Source organism: Chryseobacterium paridis (genome assembly GCF_016595215.1).
Classification (GTDB): domain Bacteria; phylum Bacteroidota; class Bacteroidia; order Flavobacteriales; family Weeksellaceae; genus Chryseobacterium; species Chryseobacterium paridis.
Map to the genome: position 1 here is coordinate 737,728 of NZ_JAENHK010000010.1, position 22,849 is coordinate 760,576.

18 protein-coding genes are annotated in these 22,849 nt (G+C 36.6%); 16 read left to right on the forward strand and 2 right to left on the reverse strand.

The genetic code is table 11. From position 1 onward, the window contains the following. The first annotated feature begins 77 nt into the window (after positions 1 to 77). From JHL15_RS12800 to JHL15_RS12820, 5 genes are all read left to right on the forward strand, one after another. Positions 78 to 1,181: a sensor histidine kinase gene (locus tag JHL15_RS12800; RefSeq protein ID WP_200246270.1), complete on the forward strand. Its 1,104-nt coding sequence runs from the start codon at positions 78 to 80 to the stop codon at positions 1,179 to 1,181. Further along, positions 1,178 to 1,942 (forward strand): LytR/AlgR family response regulator transcription factor, encoded by a 765-nt coding sequence (locus JHL15_RS12805; RefSeq protein WP_200246271.1) that lies wholly within the window; start codon positions 1,178 to 1,180, stop codon positions 1,940 to 1,942. Before JHL15_RS12800 ends, JHL15_RS12805 begins: the two co-directional genes overlap by 4 nt. A 576-nt stretch (positions 1,943 to 2,518) precedes the next feature. After that, a complete protein-coding gene (locus JHL15_RS12810; RefSeq protein ID WP_200246273.1) occupies positions 2,519 to 3,646 on the forward strand; it encodes an efflux RND transporter periplasmic adaptor subunit in 1,128 nt (375 codons plus the stop codon). A 30-nt stretch (positions 3,647 to 3,676) separates the two neighbouring features. Further along, positions 3,677 to 6,805: an efflux RND transporter permease subunit gene (locus JHL15_RS12815; RefSeq protein ID WP_200246275.1), complete on the forward strand. Its 3,129-nt coding sequence runs from the start codon at positions 3,677 to 3,679 to the stop codon at positions 6,803 to 6,805. A gap of 17 nt (positions 6,806 to 6,822) precedes the next feature. After that, a complete protein-coding gene (locus tag JHL15_RS12820; protein WP_200246276.1) occupies positions 6,823 to 8,238 on the forward strand; it encodes an efflux transporter outer membrane subunit in 1,416 nt (471 codons plus the stop codon). A 45-nt stretch (positions 8,239 to 8,283) separates the two neighbouring features. Here JHL15_RS12820 and JHL15_RS12825 read toward each other — a convergent pair whose 3' ends face one another. Further along, positions 8,284 to 8,748: an SRPBCC family protein gene (locus tag JHL15_RS12825; protein WP_200246278.1), complete on the reverse strand. Its 465-nt coding sequence runs from the start codon at positions 8,746 to 8,748 to the stop codon at positions 8,284 to 8,286. 217 nt (positions 8,749 to 8,965) lie between these two features. Here JHL15_RS12825 and JHL15_RS12830 point away from each other — a divergent pair, with 217 nt between their 5' ends. The 4 genes from JHL15_RS12830 to JHL15_RS12845 all read left to right on the forward strand — a co-directional run bounded on the left by JHL15_RS12830 (position 8,966) and on the right by JHL15_RS12845 (position 14,871). Continuing rightward, entirely contained in the window at positions 8,966 to 10,774 is a 1,809-nt protein-coding gene (locus JHL15_RS12830; protein WP_200246279.1) for a hypothetical protein, read from the forward strand. A 918-nt stretch (positions 10,775 to 11,692) separates the two neighbouring features. Beyond that, entirely contained in the window at positions 11,693 to 12,637 is a 945-nt protein-coding gene (locus JHL15_RS12835; protein ID WP_200246281.1) for an aldo/keto reductase, read from the forward strand. Between the two features lie 316 nt (positions 12,638 to 12,953). Next, a complete protein-coding gene (locus tag JHL15_RS12840; protein WP_200246282.1) occupies positions 12,954 to 13,952 on the forward strand; it encodes an aldo/keto reductase in 999 nt (332 codons plus the stop codon). Positions 13,953 to 13,968: 16 nt separating this feature from the next. Further along, positions 13,969 to 14,871: a helix-turn-helix domain-containing protein gene (locus tag JHL15_RS12845; RefSeq protein ID WP_200246284.1), complete on the forward strand. Its 903-nt coding sequence runs from the start codon at positions 13,969 to 13,971 to the stop codon at positions 14,869 to 14,871. Between the two features lie 40 nt (positions 14,872 to 14,911). Here the strand turns inward: JHL15_RS12845 and JHL15_RS12850 are convergent, their stop codons facing one another. Beyond that, a complete protein-coding gene (locus JHL15_RS12850; RefSeq protein WP_200246286.1) occupies positions 14,912 to 16,378 on the reverse strand; it encodes an aminotransferase-like domain-containing protein in 1,467 nt (488 codons plus the stop codon). 160 nt (positions 16,379 to 16,538) lie between these two features. Here JHL15_RS12850 and JHL15_RS12855 point away from each other — a divergent pair, with 160 nt between their 5' ends. From JHL15_RS12855 to acnA, 7 genes are all read left to right on the forward strand, one after another. Further along, positions 16,539 to 16,988 carry a carboxymuconolactone decarboxylase family protein gene (locus JHL15_RS12855; RefSeq protein WP_200246287.1) on the forward strand — a complete coding sequence of 150 codons (450 nt, stop codon included), beginning with the start codon at positions 16,539 to 16,541 and terminating at the stop codon, positions 16,986 to 16,988. A gap of 4 nt (positions 16,989 to 16,992) precedes the next feature. Next, positions 16,993 to 17,424: a GNAT family N-acetyltransferase gene (locus tag JHL15_RS12860; RefSeq protein WP_200246288.1), complete on the forward strand. Its 432-nt coding sequence runs from the start codon at positions 16,993 to 16,995 to the stop codon at positions 17,422 to 17,424. 100 nt (positions 17,425 to 17,524) lie between these two features. Next, the gene (locus JHL15_RS12865) at positions 17,525 to 17,932 is read left to right on the forward strand and encodes a GNAT family N-acetyltransferase (protein ID WP_200246289.1); all 408 of its coding nucleotides are present in this window, start codon (positions 17,525 to 17,527) and stop codon (positions 17,930 to 17,932) included. A gap of 98 nt (positions 17,933 to 18,030) precedes the next feature. Next, a complete protein-coding gene (locus tag JHL15_RS12870) occupies positions 18,031 to 18,609 on the forward strand; it encodes a TetR/AcrR family transcriptional regulator (RefSeq protein WP_200246290.1) in 579 nt (192 codons plus the stop codon). A gap of 56 nt (positions 18,610 to 18,665) precedes the next feature. Next, positions 18,666 to 19,502 (forward strand): oxidoreductase, encoded by an 837-nt coding sequence (locus tag JHL15_RS12875; RefSeq protein ID WP_200246292.1) that lies wholly within the window; start codon positions 18,666 to 18,668, stop codon positions 19,500 to 19,502. Between the two features lie 10 nt (positions 19,503 to 19,512). Continuing rightward, positions 19,513 to 19,923, forward strand: a complete 411-nt coding sequence (locus JHL15_RS12880) for a DoxX family protein (RefSeq protein WP_200246294.1) — start codon at positions 19,513 to 19,515, stop codon at positions 19,921 to 19,923. A 131-nt stretch (positions 19,924 to 20,054) separates the two neighbouring features. Then, positions 20,055 to 22,826 (forward strand): aconitate hydratase AcnA, encoded by a 2,772-nt coding sequence (gene acnA, locus JHL15_RS12885; RefSeq protein ID WP_200246296.1) that lies wholly within the window; start codon positions 20,055 to 20,057, stop codon positions 22,824 to 22,826. Positions 22,827 to 22,849: the final 23 nt, after the last annotated feature.

Here is a 22,849-nt window from a genome sequence, read left to right on the forward strand (position 1 = left end):
ACATAAAAATCAAAAGCATTTTTAAAGAATCAATATTTATATTTACAAAATTATTACGAGTACAAGCACATATCTCTATGAAAAGAAAAAATAAGATAAGAAAAAAAATATTCCTCTCCACAACAAAGAAAAGACTACTCATCTGGACAGTGGCCTTATTTACATTTTATATATTTTCTTATCTCATGGATCCTTTTGACCCTGTATGGCAGGAATACATTCATGAACCATTGAAGTTTCTGATCACTGATTTTCCCTGGGCTTTACTTTTTTCAATTATTATTTCCGAAATCAGCATATTTATCGATTATCAGCTCAATAAACTGCTCCCATGGAGTGACCGTAGTGTAAACCGGCTTTTTTTACAAGGATTTCTTCAGATCATCGGAAGTATCCTTCTTGTGATTATTGTCAATTATATCTTCTCCGACACTTCAGATAATATTCCCAAAATGGATTATCGTAAAGAAGTAACCTTATTAGGACAGTGGGTAGCTACTAACATTATTATTTCACTTATTATCAGCGCTATAAATACAGGAGATTTTCTATTGGAAAACTGGAAAAAATCTGCCCTTGAAGTAAGCCAGCATAAATTAAGAGCCTCAAAACACAGACAGGCGGCGATGTCAGCGGAACTGCAGGCTTTAAAACTGCAGATTGACCCTCATTTTATTTTTAATAATCTCAGCGTTCTGTCAGAACTCATCTTAGAAAACCAACAGCTTGGTTATGAATATGCTGAAAATTTTTCCAAAGTATACCGCTATCTTCTCATCAATTCAAAAAAGGACAGTATTGCTTTAGATGAAGAGCTTAAATTTTTGGATTCTTATATTTTCCTGATCAAGAAAAGGATAGGAGAAGGTGTGATCTTTAATATCTCTATTAATGATGAATATCGAAACATGCTGATTCCCCCAATGACCCTCCAGTTTTTAGTAGAAAATGCAATTAAACATAATCAAACTTTAAAATCCAATCCTTTAGAGATAAAGATCTATACCATACCAAGTAAAAATTTAGTGGTTTATAATACATTATCCCCTTTGGTCAATAAAGCAGAATCTGCAAGGGTAGGAGTTAAAAATATTATGAATAGATTTGAGTTATTAGGGGATAGAAAACCTCTGATCCTGAAAACAGAAAAAGATTTCATTGCAAAAATACCATTATTATGAAACTCAATAAGATCCTGATCATTGAGGATGAAAAGCCCAATGCAGACCGTTTAAAGAGATTGCTTTTAAAGTTAAGGCCTCATGTAGAAATCCTGTCCGTAGAAGATTCTGTAGCATCTTCTGTAAAATGGCTTGAGGAAAACACATCTCCCGATATTATCATGATGGATATCCGACTTGCTGATGGGTTGAGCTTTGAAATTTTTAACCAGACAGAAATTAAATGTCCTGTGATATTCATTACTGCTTATGATGAATACGCTGTAAAAGCATTTAAATACAATAGTATTGACTATCTTTTAAAACCCGTAGAAGAAGAAGAACTAGAAACAGCTCTCAAACATTATGAAACCTTTATGGAAACTATTCCTTACGTAGGAACTGCCATTGAAGGATTGCTCAACTATATCCAACCCAAAGATTATAGAAAACGCTTTCTTCTTGCCCATAGAGATGGCTACAAAACATTATTGTCAGAAGATGTTCTCTATTTCTTTACAGAACTTGGCGTGAGCAGAGCAGTATTAAAAAACGGAAATACCGAAATTGTCCCTCAAACCCTTGAAGAACTCGAAAAACAGCTGGATCCCAAAATGTTTTTCAGAGCCAACAGACAATTTATTATCAACATAGATTCTGTACTACAAATTTCCAATTATTTTAATGGAAAATTAAAATTGGAACTTATTAAGCATCCGGATATTGAAGTCATTGTAAGCAGAGAGAAAGCTTCAGCATTGAAGGCTTGGATGGATTATTAAATTCCATCCTGTCATTTCGACGGTAGGAGAAATCTATTGGATTAATAACTCTCTAGAAATAATACTGAGATTCTTCACTCCACTTTGTTTCGTTCTGAATGACAAATATTGTAAAATATGCGTCATGTCATTTCGACGGTAGGAGAAATCTATTGGATTAATAACTCTCTAAAAATAATATTGAGATTCTTCACTTCACTCCGTTTTGTTCTGAAATCGAAGATTCGACATGGTCAATGACAAATATTGTAAAATATGCGTCATGTCATTTCGACGGTAGGAGAAATCTATTGGATTAATAACTCTCTAGAAATAATACTGAGATTCTTCACTCCACTTTGTTTCGTTCTGAAATCGAAGATTCGATGTAGTCAATGACAGTGCTTAAAATACAGCCTATTCTTCAATCTTAAATCAAAGATCTTACCCGACCAATCTCATCTTAAAAGATCGTTTTCTTTTCATTTTAAATATCAAACGTTTCATCCCTAAATAATTCCGTTTCACTTAAATTATCTCTATAAAGAGCCTGTTTTTGCGATTATTTTGTAGTCAACAAATAGTAAATCGCATCTCATGAATTATAAAAAAGGTTATTTAGTACTGCTATTGACAGCAGCTGTTTTTTTACAATCCTGCAACTCCGGAAAAGGACAGGATGGGGACAATCAAATGTCTGCATTACCTACAGATTTCATCCAGTTACAATCAGGAAATGCTGATATTTCATCCGGTTATCCGGGAAGTATTGAAGGACAGGATAATGTGGATATCAAAGCCCAGGTTACAGGCTATCTGGAGACCGTATATGTAAAGGAAGGGCAATATGTACAAAAAGGGCAGACTCTTTTCAGGATCAATCCTTCAGTCTATAATGAACAGGTAAATAATAGTGATGCTGCATTAAAAATAGCACTGGCCAACCAGGCGAGCGCCAAACTTGAGGTAGAAAAACTAAAACCCTTGGTTGAAGGAAATGTAGTTTCCGAAATGCAACTAAAAACTGCTCAGGCAAGCTATGCAGCAACTACAGCACAAGTGGCGCAGGCTAAATCCGCATTAGGTTCTTCAAAGATCAATGCTGGCTTTGCCTATATAAAAGCTCCCGTATCAGGATATATTGGCAGGATCGTCAACAGAACTGGAAATTTAATTACTCCTTCCGATGCCACTCCGCTTACTACACTTTCCGATATCAATACAGTAAACGTCTATTTTGCGATGAACGAAGCGGATTTCCTTCGTTATACCAAAGCTAAAATGGCTTCTGAAGATCAAACCGGAAATGTCGAACTGATTCTTCCGGATGGTTCTACTTATGCATATAAGGGAAAGCTAGAAAATGCCAGTGGGAATTTCGACAGGATGACAGGAAGTATGCAGCTGAAAGCCATATTTCAAAATCCTGATAAATTATTACGTGCAGGCGGAACAGCAAGGGTAAAAATTCATCAATCTGTAGAGGATGTTATTAAACTTCCAAAAACAGCTGTAAAAGATATTCAGGATAAGTTTTTTGTCTATAAACTAAATCCTCAGAATAAAGTAGTCATGTCACCCATTGAAATTTCAGGAGGAACGATCAGTGATTATTTTGTTTCATCAGGGGTAAAAGCAGGAGATAAAATTGCAATCAACAGAATTGATGTCCTTACTGACGGAGCACTTGTATTGCCTCAAATTACCCATTCGAAACAGAACTAATAAAATGTATTCATTCAAAGAAATTAAGACATGCTAAAAAAAATAATAGATCGTCCGGTATTGGCAACCGTAATTTCTCTTATCATTGTGATATTGGGAATTATAGGCCTTAGTAAACTTGCCGTAACGAGATTTCCAGATATTTCTCCACCTACGATTATGGTGTCAGGATCATATCCCGGAGGAAATAGTGAGACCGTTATCCGTTCTGTGGTAACACCTTTGGAAGAGCAGATCAATGGCGTTGAAGATATGCAGTATATGAAGTCTAACGCAAGTAATGACGGTACTTTTTCCATTTCAATCATATTCAAACAGGGAGTTAACCCTGATCAGGCAGCAGTAAATGTGCAGAATAGGGTACAACAGGCAACCCCTATTTTACCACAGGAAGTGGTAAGAATGGGACTTACGACCTCCAAACAGCAAAACAGTATGATCATGCTGTTTAACATATATACTGATGATAATAAAAAATATGATGAGACTTTCCTGCAGAACTATGCCAATATTAATCTTATTCCACAGGTAAAAAGAGTAAAAGGAGTTGGTCAGGCACAGGTTTTTGGTATCAAAGATTATTCGATGAGAGTCTGGCTCAATCCTCAGAAAATGTCATCTTACGGACTTGAACCTTCTGATGTATCAACTGCTATCGCTGATCACAGTTTAGAATCTGCTCCCGGAAAATTGGGTGAAGAATCTAATGCTTCATTGGAATATGTAATCCGATACAAAGGAAAAAAAAATAAACCTGAACAATTTGAAAACATTGTGGTTAAAAATGACGGTACCAAACTGATCCGTCTGAAAGATGTAGCCAGAATAGAATTCGGGGCCATTTCTTACAGTGGAGATAACCTTTCCAATGGTAAAAGTGCAGTAACGGTTGCAATCATGCAAACCACAGGGTCCAATGCCAATGAAATTGAAATAGGTATTAATAAATCTATTGAGCAACTTTCAAAATCATTCCCTCCCGGTATTAAATATGCTAAAGTAATCAGTACCAAGGAAAGACTGGATGAAGCAACAGGCCAGGTAAAATCTACTTTAATAGAAGCTTTTATCCTTGTTTTTATTGTTGTATTTCTATTCTTACAGGATTTCAGATCTACTATTATTCCTGCTATTGCGGTTCCGGTAGCGATTATTGGAACCTTCTTTTTCCTTTTGGTATTAGGGTTCACGATTAATGTCCTAACGCTTTTCGCATTGGTTTTAGCCATCGGAATTGTAGTAGATGATGCTATTGTCGTCGTGGAAGCAGTGCATAGCAATATGGAAGGAACGAACCTTACAGGTAAAGAAGCAACGCACAAGGCGATGAACGAAATTACAGGAGCGGTAATCTCTATCACACTGGTAATGTCTGCTGTATTTATCCCGATTGGATTTATGTCTGGTTCAGCAGGGTTATTTTATAAACAGTTTGCTTATACATTAGCAATTGCTATTATTATTTCGGCTGTCAATGCTTTGACTTTGACACCAGCTTTATGTGCTGTTTTTCTTAAAAATAATCATGCTCATGATGAACATGGTAAGAAAAACGGATTTGGAAAAAGATTTTCTACAGCATTTAATGCAAGTTTTAATAACCTAACCAACCGATATGTAAAAGGCGTAAGGTTCCTGATCAATAAAAAATGGATAGCAGGAGGTCTTGTGATAGGAATTATAGCCGCAGCGGCATGGCTAATGACGACTACTTCTAAAAGTTTCGTTCCGATGGAAGATGACGGATTATTTATGTACACATTAAGTATGCCTCCGGGAACAGGATTAACGAAAACAACAGAAGTATCCAATAAAATGAATGCCATCCTGAAAAAGCTGGATGCCGTTCAGGAAAACACTTCAATTACAGGCTATAACTTGCTAAGTAATAGTTCTGGACCTGCATATGCCATGGGATTTGTAAAATTAAAACCTAAAAAGGAAAGAGGGGCTATGCAGGATATTGATGAAATTATGGCAATTGTTAATGAAAAGTTTTCCAGTATCAGAGAGGGAAGTGTAATGACTTTCAGGATGCCACCGGTAGAAGGATATGGAATGACCAATGATGCGGAAATAGTTCTCCAGGACCGTATGGGACGTGATCCTCAGGTTTTAAAAGCTAAGGCTGATGAACTTATAGGAAAGCTTATGCAAAATCCGGATGTTGCTTTTGCATATACTATGTTCCGTGCAGATTACCCACAAATGGAGCTGGAAGTAGATGAAGATAAGGCCAAACAATTAGGTGTTAGCATTTCAAATCTTTTAGGAAATATTCAAACGTATTTCTCAGGAGACCAATCTCAGAACTTTTCAAGATTTGGAAAATTCTACAGAGTCAACATAAAAGCTGATGGAGTTTTCAGAATGGATGCAGAAGCTTTCAATGATATTTTTGTGAAGAACAATAAAGGAGAAATGGTTCCCGCGAATACCCTCATCACTTTAAAGAAAGTGTATGGCCCGGAATCCGTGGGACGATACAACCTTTACAATTCACTGAACATCAATGTAACTCCAAAACCAGGAGTAAGCAACGGAGCATTAATGTCAACGCTGGAAAAAACATTGGATAAACTTCCCTCAGATTATAGCTATGAATGGACAGGTTTAAGTTTAGAGGAAAAATCTTCAGGAAATCAAACCATTGCCATCTTCGGACTTTGTTTATTATTTGTTTACCTTCTTCTTGCTGCTCAATATGAAAGCTATATTCTTCCATTAGCAGTAATGCTTTCGATTCCTACTGGTATTTTAGGAGCATTTTTAGGAATAAAAGCAATCGGTCTAGATAACAACATCTATGTACAGGTGGGACTGATCATGCTTATTGGTCTTCTCGCGAAGAATGCCATTCTGATTGTTGAGTTTGCCATTCAACGGAGAAAAGCAGGAATGCCCCTTCTGGAATCAGCTCTTGAAGGTGCTAAATCCAGATTACGTCCTATTATTATGACTTCCCTGGCATTTATTGTGGGAATGATCCCTTTAATGTTATCCTCCGGAGGAATGGCTTCAGGAAATAAGTCCATCAGTATGAGTGCAGCAATGGGAATGCTAAGCGGTGTTGTCCTTGGGGTCTTTGTGATTCCTGTACTGTATATGTTCTTTCAGTATATCGATGAAAAAATTTCATCAAAGAACGCTAATGTCTAATCATTAAAATAGAAAAAATGAACACATTCTATATAAAAAACTTCCTTATAACAGGCGTCATAGCATCATTTCTGCTATCCTGTGCTGTAGGAAAAAAATACACCCGACCAGCACTGGATATTCCGGAAAATTATAAAGCAGCTTCAAAGGTAACCGGAGACACCGTAATATTACCCTGGAAGACATTCTTTAAAGATCCGCAGCTTATCAGTCTTATAGAAAAAGCTCTCCTGAAGAATAATGAAATCCATACAGCTCTAAAAAATATGGAACAGCTGGATCTCGCTTATAAGCAGGCAAAGAATAACATTATGCCAACTGTAGATTTTAATGCAGGGGCAAACAGGACATGGGCTTCAAAAAACAGCCTTAACGGTTCACTTAATGAGCAATTTGTAGGAACTAAATATATTGATGATTTTAATGCGACCTTAAGATTGTCATGGGAAGTTGATATCTGGGGTAAAACAAAGATGCAGAAAGAATCTGCTGCAGCTGATTATTTGGCACAAAAAGAAAACATCAATGCTCTTAAGACCCGTATTATCGTACAGGTTGCACAAGCCTACTACAATCTTATCAGTTTGGATGAACAATTGAAGATCGCAGAAAAGAATATTGAATTAAGTGATAACACGCTGAAAATGATGAAACTTCAATATACTGCAGGACAAATCAATTCGCTTGCTATACAACAATCAGAAGCTCAGAAAAAAACTGCTGAACTGCTGATCCCATTGGCCAATCAGAATATTTCAGTGCAGGAAAATGCATTAAGTATTTTATGTGGTGAATATCCCGGTAAGATCGCAAGAGGGAATACCATGAAAAATATGATTCCCGAAAATACATTATTGGAAGGAGTTCCTGCACAACTTTTAAGCCGTCGCCCGGATCTTAAAGCTGCAGAACTTTCGGTAATAAGTTTTAATGCGAAAACAGGTTTATCCAAAGCAGCCATGTATCCAAGCATTAGCATTACTCCACAAATAGGAGTAAATTCCACACAGATAAGCTCATGGTTTGATCTACCCGGATCACTTGCTAAGACAATAGCTGGTAACTTAGCATTGCCACTTTTGCAAAAAAGACAACTAAAAACAGCTTATCAGACAGCACTTATCGATCAGGAGAAAGCTGTGATCACTTTCAGACAAACGATGATGACAGCCGTAAGTGAGGTGTCAGATGCGATGGCAAAATCTAAAGGAACCTCAGAAAGGTTAACGTTACTGGAACAAAGAACCGGTATTTTGGATAAAGGGATCAATGATGCACTCAAATTATACAAAAGTGGTATGGCTACTTATTTAGAGGTCATCACCGCACAGAATAATAAACTTCAAAATGATCTTGAATATATCAATATAAGCCTTGAAAAGCTCAATGCTGAAGTAGATCTTTACCGATCTTTAGGAGGAGGAATTAATTAATATAAAAGATGTGATTTTACAAAATAGGATAGGGAATTCTCTATCCTATTTTTTATTATTAAATAATTTCTCTAAAACCTTATGGCGATAATCAAAAATATGATACAGTTTCTTTTTAACAAAAAGCCCATGGGCTATTTCGCCTAAAAACCCCATTGGTAATTCATAGTCAATGGTATCCTTCATAAGAACTCCTTTTTCATTAGGAATAAACTCATGAAAATGGTTCCATAATTTATAAGGTCCTTTTTTCTGGAAGTCGGTAAAACTATTCTGATAAGAAACCTGTAAGATCTCCGTCTGCCAGCTCATTTTAATTCCTAAAAGAGGAGAAACATAATAGTCGATGAGCATTCCTTCATATATTTCATCATTCTCCAGCTTTGTAAGAACAATAAAGTTCATGTCTTTCGGGGTAATCTCAGAAAGGTTATTTGCTGAAGAAAAAAATTTCCATGCGGTTTCCAGATTGCAATATAATTGTTGCTCACGTTGAAGCTGATGTCTCATTTTATTTTTTAATTTTTATAATTTGATCCTTTTAGAACAAGATAAACTATTCCTTTTTTAAAATCCATATTCTTTTTTATATTTTTCATCATGAGGCTAGATTTTATATAAAAATTCACCCATTCCTTTATACGATATCCGTATACTTTAGTAGAAAAGGGTATATAATTACCGGAGATTTCAGCATACCTTTTCCCTTAATTTTTATCAGACAAAAATGACAAATAAACCTTTACACAATTTCCATATTCCTGTGATGGGATTGGCCTATACAATAGACAGCCCGATTCGGGTAGCCCAATATGGAATTTCCTCTGTTATCTCCATTATAGATGATGAGATCATAGAAAAAATGAAAGATTTCTATAATAAAAAATTTAATCTGAATTACCTCAATATTTCAACAAAGGTAGAAGATTATCGTGCTAAGAGAATTACCGACTACCTTGATATGGTGGATGACATTGTAAATGAAAAATTTGAAGCTTTCAAACAGGAAATCAGCAAGAATAAGGAAACTCTAAAAAGCTTTATAGGAATTCTTCCGAATACTTCCGATCTTAAAAATGGATTGCAAAGTTTTTTAAATCAAAAGGAATTTCTGAGCTCTGGTTTCAAACAGTTCATCGAAACCCATTTGACACCAGGAAGCATTGATGTGAATATCATGACCAAGGTAGATAAGGATAATTTCAGGAGAAATGAACAGCTGCCTGTGATTCATAATGATGCCCATGCTTCTCTCCGCGGATTTGCAAAAAGTAAATTATCATCATCCATGGTTCTGTCTGCCGGGATGAATCCCCGTTTATACAGTTATATTGAAGAATTTGAAGATTTTTTCCCGGACAAGAACGGAGCTTTAAAAAAGAAAATTATTCTCAAAGTGAGTGATTTCCGTTCTGCAATGATTCAGGGAAATTTCTTAGCCAAAAAAGGATTATGGATCTCTGAATACAGAATTGAATCAGGCCTGAATTGTGGCGGGCATGCTTTTGCTACAGAAGGTTTATTATTAGGACCTATTATAGAGGAGTTCAAACAAAAAAAGAACGAATTGATACAATCTGCTCATGTATTAATGATCACTGCATTAGAACAAAAAGGGAGATACGCTGTCACTCAGCCATTAGAAATGAAAATTACAGTACAGGGTGGAGTAGGAACTGCCGAAGAACACGAATTCTTACTTGACAATTATAATGTTGATAGCGTTGGATGGGGATCTCCATTTCTATTGGTTCCGGAAGCTACCTCTGTAGATCCTGCTACCCGGAAGTTATTAGTACAATCAAAAGAAGAAGATTTCTACCTCAGTAACATTTCCCCACTTGGCGTTCCGTTTAATACCGTTCGCGGAACATCCAATGAACTTCTGAAGCAAAGGAAAGAAGCTCATGGAAAATATGGAAGTTCATGTCCTAAAAAACTCCTGGCTTTAAGCAAAGAATATTCACCCAAAGGAAGTTGTACCGCTTCAAAGAAATATCAGGATATGAAGCTTAAAGAACTTGAATCGGAGAAAGAAATAATAACCTCAGAACAGTTTATTGCAAGAAGAAAAGAAATCACTGATAAAGCATGCCTTTGTGTAGGATTGGTCAATGCAGCTTATATGGAACAAAAGATGGAAATAAAAGGAGAAAAACAAGGTGTTGTTATTTGTCCGGGACCTAATCTTGCTTATTTCAATAAAGAAGTTTCATTATCAGAAATGGTGCAGCATATCTATGGTAATGGCAATATTCTTCCGGATAGCAGACGTCCGAATATGTTCATTAATGAACTCAAAATGTATGTGGATCACCTGAAAAAAGAAATCAATTCAACCACAAACACGGTTACTCATTCCCAAACGAAAAAATGGAACGTTTTTAAGAAAAACCTGTTGGAAGGTATTGCTTACTATGAAAATCTTTTCTCTATCTCCAAATTTTTCAGGAAAGAAGCAAAAGATATAAAGCATCAACTTAACGAATATAAAGGGGTTATTTTACAAATTGAAATTCCAGAAGTGGATAAATAAAGCTTTTTTTGTTAAACGCAAAGACGCTACTTTTTGCATACTTCATGTTGTTAAGGCGCAAGGGTTTTATCTTCGATAAAAAATTAAAAATGTGTTCAATAAAATCATATCAGATTCAGATAGCTTCTCGATACGGTTTTTCCAAAACCTACTCGAAGTGACGACTCGTTGTAGGTAAAATGAATGATGCCGAAAATCTTTGATTTTCTTGCGCCTTAAAAAAAACTCTATAATCAAGTTCTCTTTGCGCCTTTGCATTTAACTAAAATTCTTAGTCCAATATTTAAAATTAATCTATTATTATACTATCAATCGATTTCTGCATAGCGTATTCCTGAACCTCAGGCACTTTTACACCTTCAGCACGGAATACAATCAGATCAGTCATACCCAAAAATCCCAGAAAAGCTTTTTTTGGTTAAACGCAAAGACGCTATTTTTTGCACACTTCATGTTGTTAAGGCGCAAGGATTTTATCTCCGATAAAAAATTAAAAAAATCTGCATAATCCGCTCAATCTGCGAGATAAAAAATCATATCAGATTCAGACAGCTTCTCGATACGGTTTTTTCAAAACCTACTCGAAGTGACGACTCGTTGTACTCAAAATGAATGATGCCGAAAATCTTTGATTTTCTTGCGCCTTAAAAACAACATTATAATTAAGAACTTTTGCGCCTTTGCGTTTAACTAAAATCTAACAGACATACAAGTAATCCGATTATATTAATATTATCTTAAAGACTAGATTCTCTTACCTCTTTCAAAAAATTTTTCTCTAAATTTATGCTACCGAAGATTATTCTTAATCTTCAAACAATTCAGAAAACAATAGATCAACCATCTTATAGGTTTTCATTTGTAAAGTCAGGGGGCTTTACAACAATTAACAATACTGAAAAATTAATTTTTTAATTTATGGAAAAAAGAATCATAAAAAACACTGATCTGTCGATCGCACCAATCAATTTTGGGGGTAACGTTTTTGGATGGACATTGGATGAACAACAATCATTTAACATACTGGATCAATTTGTAGCAGGAGGATTCAATTTTATTGATACTGCCGATACCTATTCATGGTGGGTAAACGGAAAAGGAGGACAATCTGAAAAGATCATAGGAAAATGGATGAAAAGTCGTGGAAACAGAAATGATCTAGTTATTGCCACTAAAGTGGGATCAGAAACTAAAGAACACGATTTCGATATCAGTAAAAAACATATCCTGAAATCCGTTGACGAATCTTTAAAAAGGCTTCAGATTGATCATATCGATCTTTATTACACCCATTTTGATGATCATAAAACTCCGGTTGAAGAAACGCTAGAAGCTTATGATGAGATCATTAAAGCCGGAAAGGTCCGCTATATCGCCGCTTCCAATCTATCTCCGGAACGCTTAGCCGCTTCGTTTGAAGCATCGAAAAAAAATAATCTTCCGAAGTATGTCGCGTTACAGCCCCATTATAACTTACTGGAAAGAGATAATTTTGAAAAAAACTATGCTCCATTTGTTGAAGAACATAACCTGAGCGTTTTTCCTTACTGGTCATTAGCAGCAGGGTTTTTAACAGGAAAATATCGTAGTGAAGCAGATCTTTCTAAAAGTGCAAGGGGAGAAGGTGCCCGTAAATATCTGAATGAAAAAGGGGAGCGTGTGCTCAAAGCTTTGGATCAGGTCAGCGAAAAGCATCAGGCCAATCCAGCTTCTGTAGCATTAGCGTGGCTATTGTCTAATCCATTGATTACTGCACCTATTGTAAGCGCTACCAGTGATTCTCAATTACAAACTTTATTTAAGGCTACTGAACTGCAACTGGGCAGTGATGATATAAGCCTTCTGAATGAAGCAAGTAATTAACAATAGTTTTTGGAATTTATAATTGAAAATTGAAAGTGGAAAGTGAAAAATTTAGGGTTTAGGGTTTAGGGTTTAGGGTTTAGGGTTTAGGGTTTAGGGTTTAGGGTTTAGGGTTTAGGGTTTAGGGTTTAGGGTTTAGCAAAAATAATTCATAATTCATAACTTCAACTTTCAACTTTCAACTTTCAACTTTCCATTTTCAATTTTCAATTTCCTCAATCAGCCCCCTTGATTTACATACAATCTTCAGTGTTTTGCATACGTGCTATTCCTTATTTCTTCCCAATTTTGAATCATTAAAATAAACAGTATAAAAATGAATACAATAGAATTAGGAAATCAGGGACTGGTAGTTCCTGCAATAGGTTTAGGATGTATGGGAATGACAGGCTTTGAAGAAGGTAATATGTATGGTGAAGCTGACGAAAAAGAAGCTATTGCTACGATTCACAGATCTTTGGAGTTAGGGGGCAACTTCCTTGATACAGCCGATCTCTACGGACCATTTAAAAATGAACAGCTTATTGCCAAAGCTATAGAGAATAAAAGGGATCAATACATTATTGCCACCAAATTTGGATGGGAAATTGATGACCAAAATAAAGTAACCTGGGCAATCAATGGGAAAAGAGATTATGTAAAAAAATCAGTAGAACGGTCGTTAAAAAACCTGAAGACGGATCATATTGATCTCTATTATATGCATCGACTGGATAAGAATACGCCTATAGAGGAAACTGTGGGTGCAATGAGCGAATTGGTGCAGGAGGGAAAAATAAAATACATTGGTTTATCAGAAGTATCTTCAGAAACCGTAAAAAGAGCTCATGCTGTTCATCCCATTACAGCTGTACAAAGTGAATATTCATTATTTGAGCGTACAGTAGAGGAAAGAGGAGGGATTAAAACATTACAAGAACTGCAAATAGGGTTTGTACCTTATTCTCCTTTAGGACGTGGCTTTTTATCTGGACAAATCCGCTCCATCGATGATTTGCCTGAAAATGATTTCCGACGCGCGATCCCACGCTTTCAGGAAGCACATTTTTACAAAAACATTGAATTGGTTGACGCTATTGATGTTATGGCAAAAGAAAAAAACATTACCTCTTCCCAATTGGCATTAGCCTGGATCATTAGTAAAGGATTTGTACCTATTCCAGGAACAAAACGTCGAAAATATCTGGAACAGAATATGGATGCTGTTCGTATTCAACTTACAGAAGAAGAGATTGTAAAACTGGAAAGCATCATTCCTTTAGGCACAGATACTGGAGCTCAATATGATGAATTCAGTATGGGACTTTTAGATTAATTCCTACATTTGTTATATGAATGCTATTCAATCGGTTTCAGCGTTTCACCGCTTATTATCCTTACCGGAACCTAAACATCCATTGGTAAGTGTTATTAATCTATCTCACTCTATCTTTCTGGAGGACGAGATATGGAAAGGCTTTGTCAACAGATTTTATTGTGTGGCATTAAAAAGAGAAGCCAAAGGAAAGATCAGATATGGCCAACAGCACTACGATTACGATAAAGGAGTATTAAGTTTTACTGCACCTAATCAGGTGCAGTACTTAGACTTACAGAATATGGAATGTGGGTCAGGCTATCTGCTGATCTTCCATCCCGATTTTCTATTAAAACACCCTTTAGCCTCTGCGATTAAAAACTATGGATTTTTCTCCTATGCTGTAAATGAAGCTTTACATCTGTCTGCAGATGAAGAAAATGACCTGATTGAGATACTCCAGAAAATTGATAAAGAATGTCAGCATATTGACCGGCATACCCAGGAGATCATTTTATCTCAGATCGATCTATTACTTAGCTATTCTAACCGTTTTTATGAACGACAGTTTATTACACGCAAAAATAGTAATCATCAGCTGCTTACTAAATTCGAACGTTTCCTCGATGATTATTTCGATAGTGAACAATCTGCAAATCATGGTTTGTTAACTGTTCATCTTATTGCGGAAGCCATGAATCTGTCTCCTAATTATCTCAGTGATCTCTTAAGAATACATACGGGACAGAACACACAACAACATATCCATGAAAAACTTATAGCAAAGGCTAAAGAAAAACTATCAACCACCAATCTGTCTGTCAGTGAAATTGCATATGCATTAGGCTTCGAGCATGCTCAATCTTTCAGTACACTTTTTAAAAAGAAAACGAAAATGGCTCCAATGGAGTTCAGGGCTTCTTTTAGGATAAACTAGATGTTTAATTTTCATCGGATAACCATAAAGAATTATAGTATTATTTTTCACTTGCCTTTTTCAATACTTCAATCACTTCTATCAGTTGTTTCTCATTCAAAGAAGCAAACCCAAACCGACAGGAATTCAGGTGAGCATTTTTTCCGGTACAATAAACAGTCCCTGAAAGAACTATACCATCTTTATGGGCTTTTTTTAAAATATCATATAATTTAAATTCAGGATTAAACGTAAGCCATAACGCCATTCCTCCTGTGGGCTTTGTAAAATTCACAACATCAGTCAATTCTTTACTGATCAGTTCCGAAGCCATATCACAACGTTGCGCATACAAACGGTTAGACCTTTGGATATGCCGGGTCAGGTCACCATTGTTAATCAGTCCCGCTGCCGCTTCTTCTATAATAGCATCTCCTCTGATATCGATGAGTCTCCTAAGCTTACGGGCGGCATCTAAGAAATCGGTTGTAGCCACCATATATCCAAGACGGAACGGCGTTCCCAATACTTTGGTGAGAGAACCTATGTAAATAATTTTTCCGCCATGATCTCCGCTTGCCAAGGGAAGATAAGGATCATATTTAAACTGAAAATCATAATCGTAATCATCTTCAATAACTGCAATATCATAAGCTTTGATGAGTTTCAGCATATGCTGTCTTCTTTCTACACTCATCGTTACTGTAGTAGGATGGTGGTGGTGAGGGATAATGTACATCATCTTAACCTCATTCTTCTGCAGGATCTCTTCAATCGATTGTGTACACATTCCTTCACTATCTACGGGTACACGGATAAGCTCGGCACCTAATCTTTCAAAAACAAGATCGGCAATGAAATAGCTGGGATCACTGACGATCACTTTATCCCCGGGTTTGATAATAAGAGAGGCTGCTATATAAATCGCCATTTGAGCCCCGCGGGTTATAAAGATATTTTCAACGCCTATATCCAATCCTCGGGTTTGCTTTAGAAAAGTGGATAACGCAACAGAAAGATTGGAATTCTCCCACATTCCATGTCTTAAAATAGCTTTATAAGTGACATTGTCCAACGCTTTTTTAAACTGCTTGGCTATGGTAGTGACCGGAAGAAGCGAAACATCAGGAAAACCATCATCAATCATGATCCTGCTTTTATCCAAAGGGAAAACCGGATTTAAGATCGTATCCAATGGTTCAAAACTGATCACTCCTTTATGAGCAAAAGCGCTTATTTTATTTTTTTTATAAGACCTGGGTTTAATTAAGGGTAAATCAGAAGAGACCACATATCCTTTTCGGGGAAGATTATCTACCCAGTCTTCAGATACCAGAACATCGTAAGCCGCTGTGATCGTCTTCCGGTGAAGCTGAAGATCAAATGCAAGAGTTCTTGTACTTGGCAGCAGGGTTCCAGGAAGAAGCTTTCCTTCCTGAATTAATGCAATAAGCTGGACTGCAATTTGCCGGTACAGCGGTTCTGTTGTATCTGTATTAATGAGGATCAGGTTCTTATACGGAAGCATAATCTGCAATTTATTTATACAAATATAAAACAAACTGGACTATCAAACTAAATAAATCTGGTTCCAATTATCATATCTTATGTGATCTAATTTTGTATCATCAAAACAATATAAAGTAGTTGAAATTAAACTACTTGCATTAATTAAAAAAAATCTAGTTATGAAAAAGAGACTCGCATTGCAGAAATATCTGCCACAAGCTTATCAATTAATGAAAGAAATGGATGATCTTATTAAAGAAGGAATAGAACCTCTTTATCTTGAAATGATTAAAATCCGTGGTTCCCAGTTAAATGGCTGTGCGTACTGCCTGAATAAACATATTACAGATGCGATACAACTTGGAGAAGATCCACAACGAATTCATGTTCTAAGTGCCTGGCATGAAGCCAAAAACTGGTTTACGAATGAAGAACAGATTATTTTACAGCTTACTGAAGAGATCACATTGATAGGAGAGCATGGAATAAGTGATGATGTATATGATCGGGCTATAGAAACTTTTGGTGAAGAAAAAACATCGCATTTAATATTGGCAGCCATCAGCATCAATAGCTGGAATCGTATCGGTGTGGGTCTTCAAATGCATCCATTAAAATATAAAGATTAATCCCATGGAAGTAAAAGAAGCCAAAACAAGAGCTGAAATTGAATTCTGTAAAGAAGTCATTCTCCAGTTCCGTACGAATATGAGGGAAGACAATTATGTAGATCAGGTATTGGAAATGATGGCTGAAGAAGGTTTTAGACTAAGCTATATTGCCAATGATCAGAATACAAAAGCCGTCGCATTTATCGGATATCGCCCCTTACAGATGTTAAGAACTGGTAAGATTATTTATATTGATGACCTCTTTACCTCTGAAGAGTGCCGTGGAAAAGGATATGCAGGGATACTGCTGGATAATGTATCAAAAGAAGCTGAAATCACCAATATACAATCGATTCACCTGGATAGTGGATATATGCTTCATACAGCCCATCGCTTGTATTTGAATAAAGGATATGTTCTTGCATGTAATCATTTTGCCAAAAAGATTTCTTAAAGATTCTGTGTCCTAAATGTTCCAAAAGTCTTTCCATCTATACAAGGTAGAAAAGAAAGAATAGCAGCATAAAACATTTCTAAACCATAAATAGATAACAATGATTACTTATCAGATAGAAGAAAAAATAAGTGTAGAAGAATTTACCCATGTCCTGATCAATTCGACTTTGGGAGAAAGACGTCCAGTAGATGAACCTGCAAGAATAGCTAAAATGCTGGAGCATGCCAACCTTATTGCTACAGCACGGGATAATGGAAAACTGGTTGGAGTAGCCAGGTCTTTGACAGATTTCGTGTATTGTACTTATCTATCAGATCTTGCTGTAGATGAAGCTTATCAGAAAATGGGAATAGGGAGAAGATTGATTCAGCTCACAAAAAAAGAAACCCTAACAGCTAAACTTATTTTATTGTCTGCCCCAAAAGCAGTGCATTATTATCCTAAAATTGGGATGACCCAATGGGAGCAATGCTATGTTTTGGATGACATTGATGCTTTGCAATAGCCTTACATAACCCATTGACACAAGCATTATTAAATAATTAAAAAAAAATCACATACATTTCTTGAATAATCATTCAAGAAATGTATCTTTGTATCGTTATGGCAAGAAATAAAGAATTTATATTAGAAGAAAAGCTTGAAAAAGCTAAAAATGTATTCTGGAAAAAAGGCTATGCTTCTACTTCAATGCAGGATCTCGTAGAAAATATCGGATTAAATCCCGGTAGTATTTATGGAACATTTGGAAATAAGCATGACTTGTTTCTTGATAGCCTAAAAGTGTATTGTAATGAATTGCTTGTAGAATATAAAATGGCAGCCGACAGCGCACCTGATTCCCCTTTGGAATCCCTAAAAGCCATTATTAAAAAGGCTATTGACTATTCTTTTACTTCGAATAAAGCCTGTATGGTCGTGAAAACATCATTTGAACTGGCTCCTGATGATGTAAAAGCCCTGGCTATTATCAGACATCAGACAGACGGTCTGGCTGGTATGATGACTAATATCATCAAAGCAGCACAGGAAGCTGGAGAAATCAATTCCGACAAAAACCCTGAAATTTTAGCCACTTTTATCATCAGCAGTTTTGCAGGTTTCTGGCATTTACAGAACCTTTATAACGACAAAGAAAGAATAATTCAGTTAAGCGAATTTTTAATCGAAAGTATCAAATAAAAAAAATTTGTTCAATTTTTGAACAATCATTCAAGAAAATATTTTAAATAAAATTTATGGAAAACAAACAAAAAGTATGGCTGGTTACCGGCGTATCAGGAGGGTTGGGGAAAGCATTGGCTAGCGCCGTTTATCATTCAGGTGACATCATCATCGGAAGCGTACGAAAAGAAGAGGATAAAATAGCCTTTGAGCAGGCTTTCCCTGATAGAAGTAAAGTCTTTATGCTCGATGTATCCGATAGCACAGGCGTTGAATCAATGGTAGACCAGGTCATTAATGAATATGGACGTATCGATGTTTTAGTCAATAATGCAGGATACGGTCTCTTTGGACTGGTAGAAGAAGTAGATGAGATAGAGCTTCGTAAACAACTAGATATCAATTTAGTTGCTGTATGGAAAATGACACAAACTGTTTTACCCTATATGAGAAAACAAAAGGCTGGTCACATCATTCAGATTTCTTCCAGGGTGGGTATTCTGGCTGGAACAGGAAATGGCGCATATACGGCCACTAAATTTGCCATAGAAGGAATGAGTGAAGCATTGGCTGCCGAAGTGGCTCCGTTTGGTATCAAGGTAACTTTAACTGAACCAGGTCCTTTGCGTACTGATTTTTTTGGACGTTCTGTTATGTTTTCCAAAAATGAAATAGAAGATTACAAGGAATCTCTTGGCGATCTGCGAGAAAAATACAAATCTGTAAACGGTAATCAGCCGGGAGATCCTGCAAAAGTAGCTGAGGCTATTATACAAATAGCTGCACTTGAAAATCCTCCATTCCGTTTGCCTTTTACCGCATCAACAATCGATGCTCTCCAGCAAAAAATAAATGAATATCAAAAAGTTATCACCGATTGGAAAGAACTTGCTTTAAGTATTGAATTTTAAAAAATAAACTATGAAACTAAATTTAAACCGGACATTTTATTGGATATCTTTTGCGTGGTATATATACATTATCGGGCCTGCTGCCGTAAAAAAAATTATCCAATGGCAGCAGATGATGGATAGCATGCAGTCCCTGGGCTTCGATAAAAACTGGACGATTGGAATAGGGATTATGGAAACCATCGGAGTGGTCGTTGTATTGGCTGGACTTCTGAAACCAACTCTGCGTACTCTGGGTGTTCTATTTCTTTTTCCTTTTGCTATTGGAGCATTTACAGCGCACATGGCGCATCAGGAATACCATCATTTTTATAATTCTTTAATTATGTGCGTATTATCAGCTGTACTATTAGTATTAGACAAAAGAATAAAAATATTCACCCATGAAGATAAAAGTAATGTGGTATCATCCATTCACTAATCACATACTCATTTCTAAAATAGAAATAGTCTAAAAAAAAACTATGTTTCTGATAGTGTTAATATATCGTAATGTTCTTTTAGTATTTCTTTTTTTGGGGTAACTTAGTGTATATAATAAAAATATTGGCAATGAGTACCCAAAACGCAAAATCTGTACAAGAACTTATTATTAATGGAAAAACTTATCATTATAGTTCTTTAAAAAATCTTCCCCAAACTGTAGATCATCTTCCATTCAGCATTCGGATTCTTTTAGAAAATGTACTCAGGAATTACGATGGCTTTGGTATTACGGATGAACACATAGATACTTTATTACAATGGACACCCGCTCCTAATGACAAGGACATCCCATTCAAGCCTGCGAGGATTCTGATGCAGGATTTTACTGGAGTCCCGGCGGTTGTAGATATGGCCTCTTTAAGGGCTGAATTTGTGAGACAGGGGAAAGACGGTCAAAAGATCAATCCTGCAATTCCTGTGGATCTGGTTATCGACCATTCTGTACAGGTAGACTATTTTGGGACTGATTACGCTTATGACAGAAATGTAGAACTTGAATTTGACAGGAATAAAGAACGATATGAAGTTTTAAAATGGGCTCAACACGGCCTGAATAATTTCACAGTCGTTCCTCCCGGAATGGGAATATGCCACCAGGTCAATCTGGAATATTTAGCAAAAGGAGTAATCAGCAGAGATGGATGGCTCTTCCCGGATACATTGGTGGGAACCGATTCCCATACTCCAATGGTGAATGGAATTGGTGTAATTGCTTGGGGTGTCGGAGGTATAGAAGCTGAAGCCGCTATGCTGGGACAGCCTATATTCTTTACCTGTCCTGAAGTGGTGGGTTTAAAGCTAACAGGAAAAATTCCGGATCACTGTACTGCTACAGATATGGTACTTTCAATTACTAAAATATTGAGGGATAAAGGTGTTGTAGGAAAATTTGTTGAAGTTTTTGGTGATGGGCTGGATCATTTAACGGTAACTGATCGTGCAACGATTTCCAATATGTCACCGGAGTTTGGCTGTACCGTTACCTATTTCCCTATTGATGCACGAACATTGGAATATATGCATTCCACCAACCGTTCTCCGGAACAAATAAAAATTGTAGAAGAATATTGCAAAGAAAATCTTCTGTGGAGAACAGGAAAAGAAGAGATCATATATTCTTCCGTAGCTGAGCTTGATCTATCAACCCTGGAACCGACTTTGTCAGGTCCTAAGCGTCCACAGGATAAAATTTTAGTTAAAGACCTTAGCCAGAAATTTTCAGAAGTGTTAAAGGATGAGCATCACCGTACTTATGAACCCATCTCAAAAAGAACAGAATATGCATGGTTATCCGATGGAGGATCCGGAACAGAATTTACTTTTGGTAAAGTGCCCATAGAAGGCGAGCTGCATTCAGAAGTGGTTCAGGATTCTTTACGAACTGTAAGAATTAAACAAAATAATTCAGAATATGTTTTAAGTGACGGAAGCATCGTAATTGCTGCGATCACCAGCTGTACCAATACCTCCAATCCTGCTGTTATGGTAGGTGCCGGACTCTTAGCCCGAAATGCCATAGAAAAAGGATTGAGAACAAAAAGCTGGGTAAAAACCTCTCTCGCACCAGGCTCTAAAGTTGTTACCAAATACCTGGAAAGATCAGGGCTTAATACTGATCTTGAAGCGCTTCGTTTTCATACGGTAGGGTATGGCTGTACTTCCTGTATCGGGAATTCAGGACCACTTCCTCCTGCTATTGCAACGGCAGTTGATAACGGAGAATTGGTAGTAGCTTCGGTACTTTCCGGAAACAGAAACTTTGAAGCCCGTGTACATCCGCAGGTGAAAATGAACTTCCTGATGTCTCCTATGCTGGTCGTTGCTTATGCTCTGGTGGGGCATGTGGATATTAATTTAATTACAGACCCTCTGGACTATGATCCAAATGGGCAGCCTGTTTATTTAAAAGACATCTGGCCTTCAAGGGATGAGATCCAAAACACAATTAATGAATGCATGAAGCAGGATGATTTTGAAGAAGTTTATAACGTTATTTTTGATGGCTCAGAAGACTGGCAGGATCTGGAAGTAAATCTGGACCAGAATTTTGAATGGAATAAAAATTCAACCTACATCAAAGAAGCTCCGTTTTTTGAAAATATCAAAGCTGAGCCGGATGCTGTAACCGATATAAAAAATGCAAAAGTTCTTTTATATCTTGGAGATTCTGTAACAACCGATCACATTTCACCTGCTGGATCATTTAAAGAAGATTCTGCTGCAGGAAGCTATTTAAAAAATAACAATGTGAACAAAGTAGATTTTAACTCTTACGGATCCAGAAGAGGAAATCATGAAGTGATGATGCGCGGAACCTTTGCCAATGTAAGGATAAAAAATAAAATAGCAGATAAAGAAGGAGGCTACAGCCGCTATCTACCAACCGGAGAAGTGAAAACGGTTTTTGATACGGCCATGCAATACCGCAATGATCAAACTCCATTGATTGTTCTCGCAGGTAAAGAGTATGGTTCCGGGTCTTCCCGTGACTGGGCTGCGAAAGGTACTTTCTTATTAGGTGTAAGAGCCGTAATTGCAGAAAGCTTCGAACGTATCCACAGAAGTAACCTCGTGGGAATGGGTGTTGTTCCTTTGGTTTTTAATGATGGAGAAAGTGCAGGTTCATTAGGTTTAGATGGAACTGAAACGTATACCATTACCGGTTTGGAGGAGAATTTAGTTCCTCATAAAATGCTGAATGTAACAGCTGTTCATCCTTCCGGAAAAGAAACTGTATTTACGGTTAAAGCCAGACTGGATTCTGCAATAGAAATCGAATACTATAAAAATCAGGGTATTTTACAATATGTTCTAAGGGACTATCTGAAGAACAATTAATTTTTTTTAGGATCAGGACTACA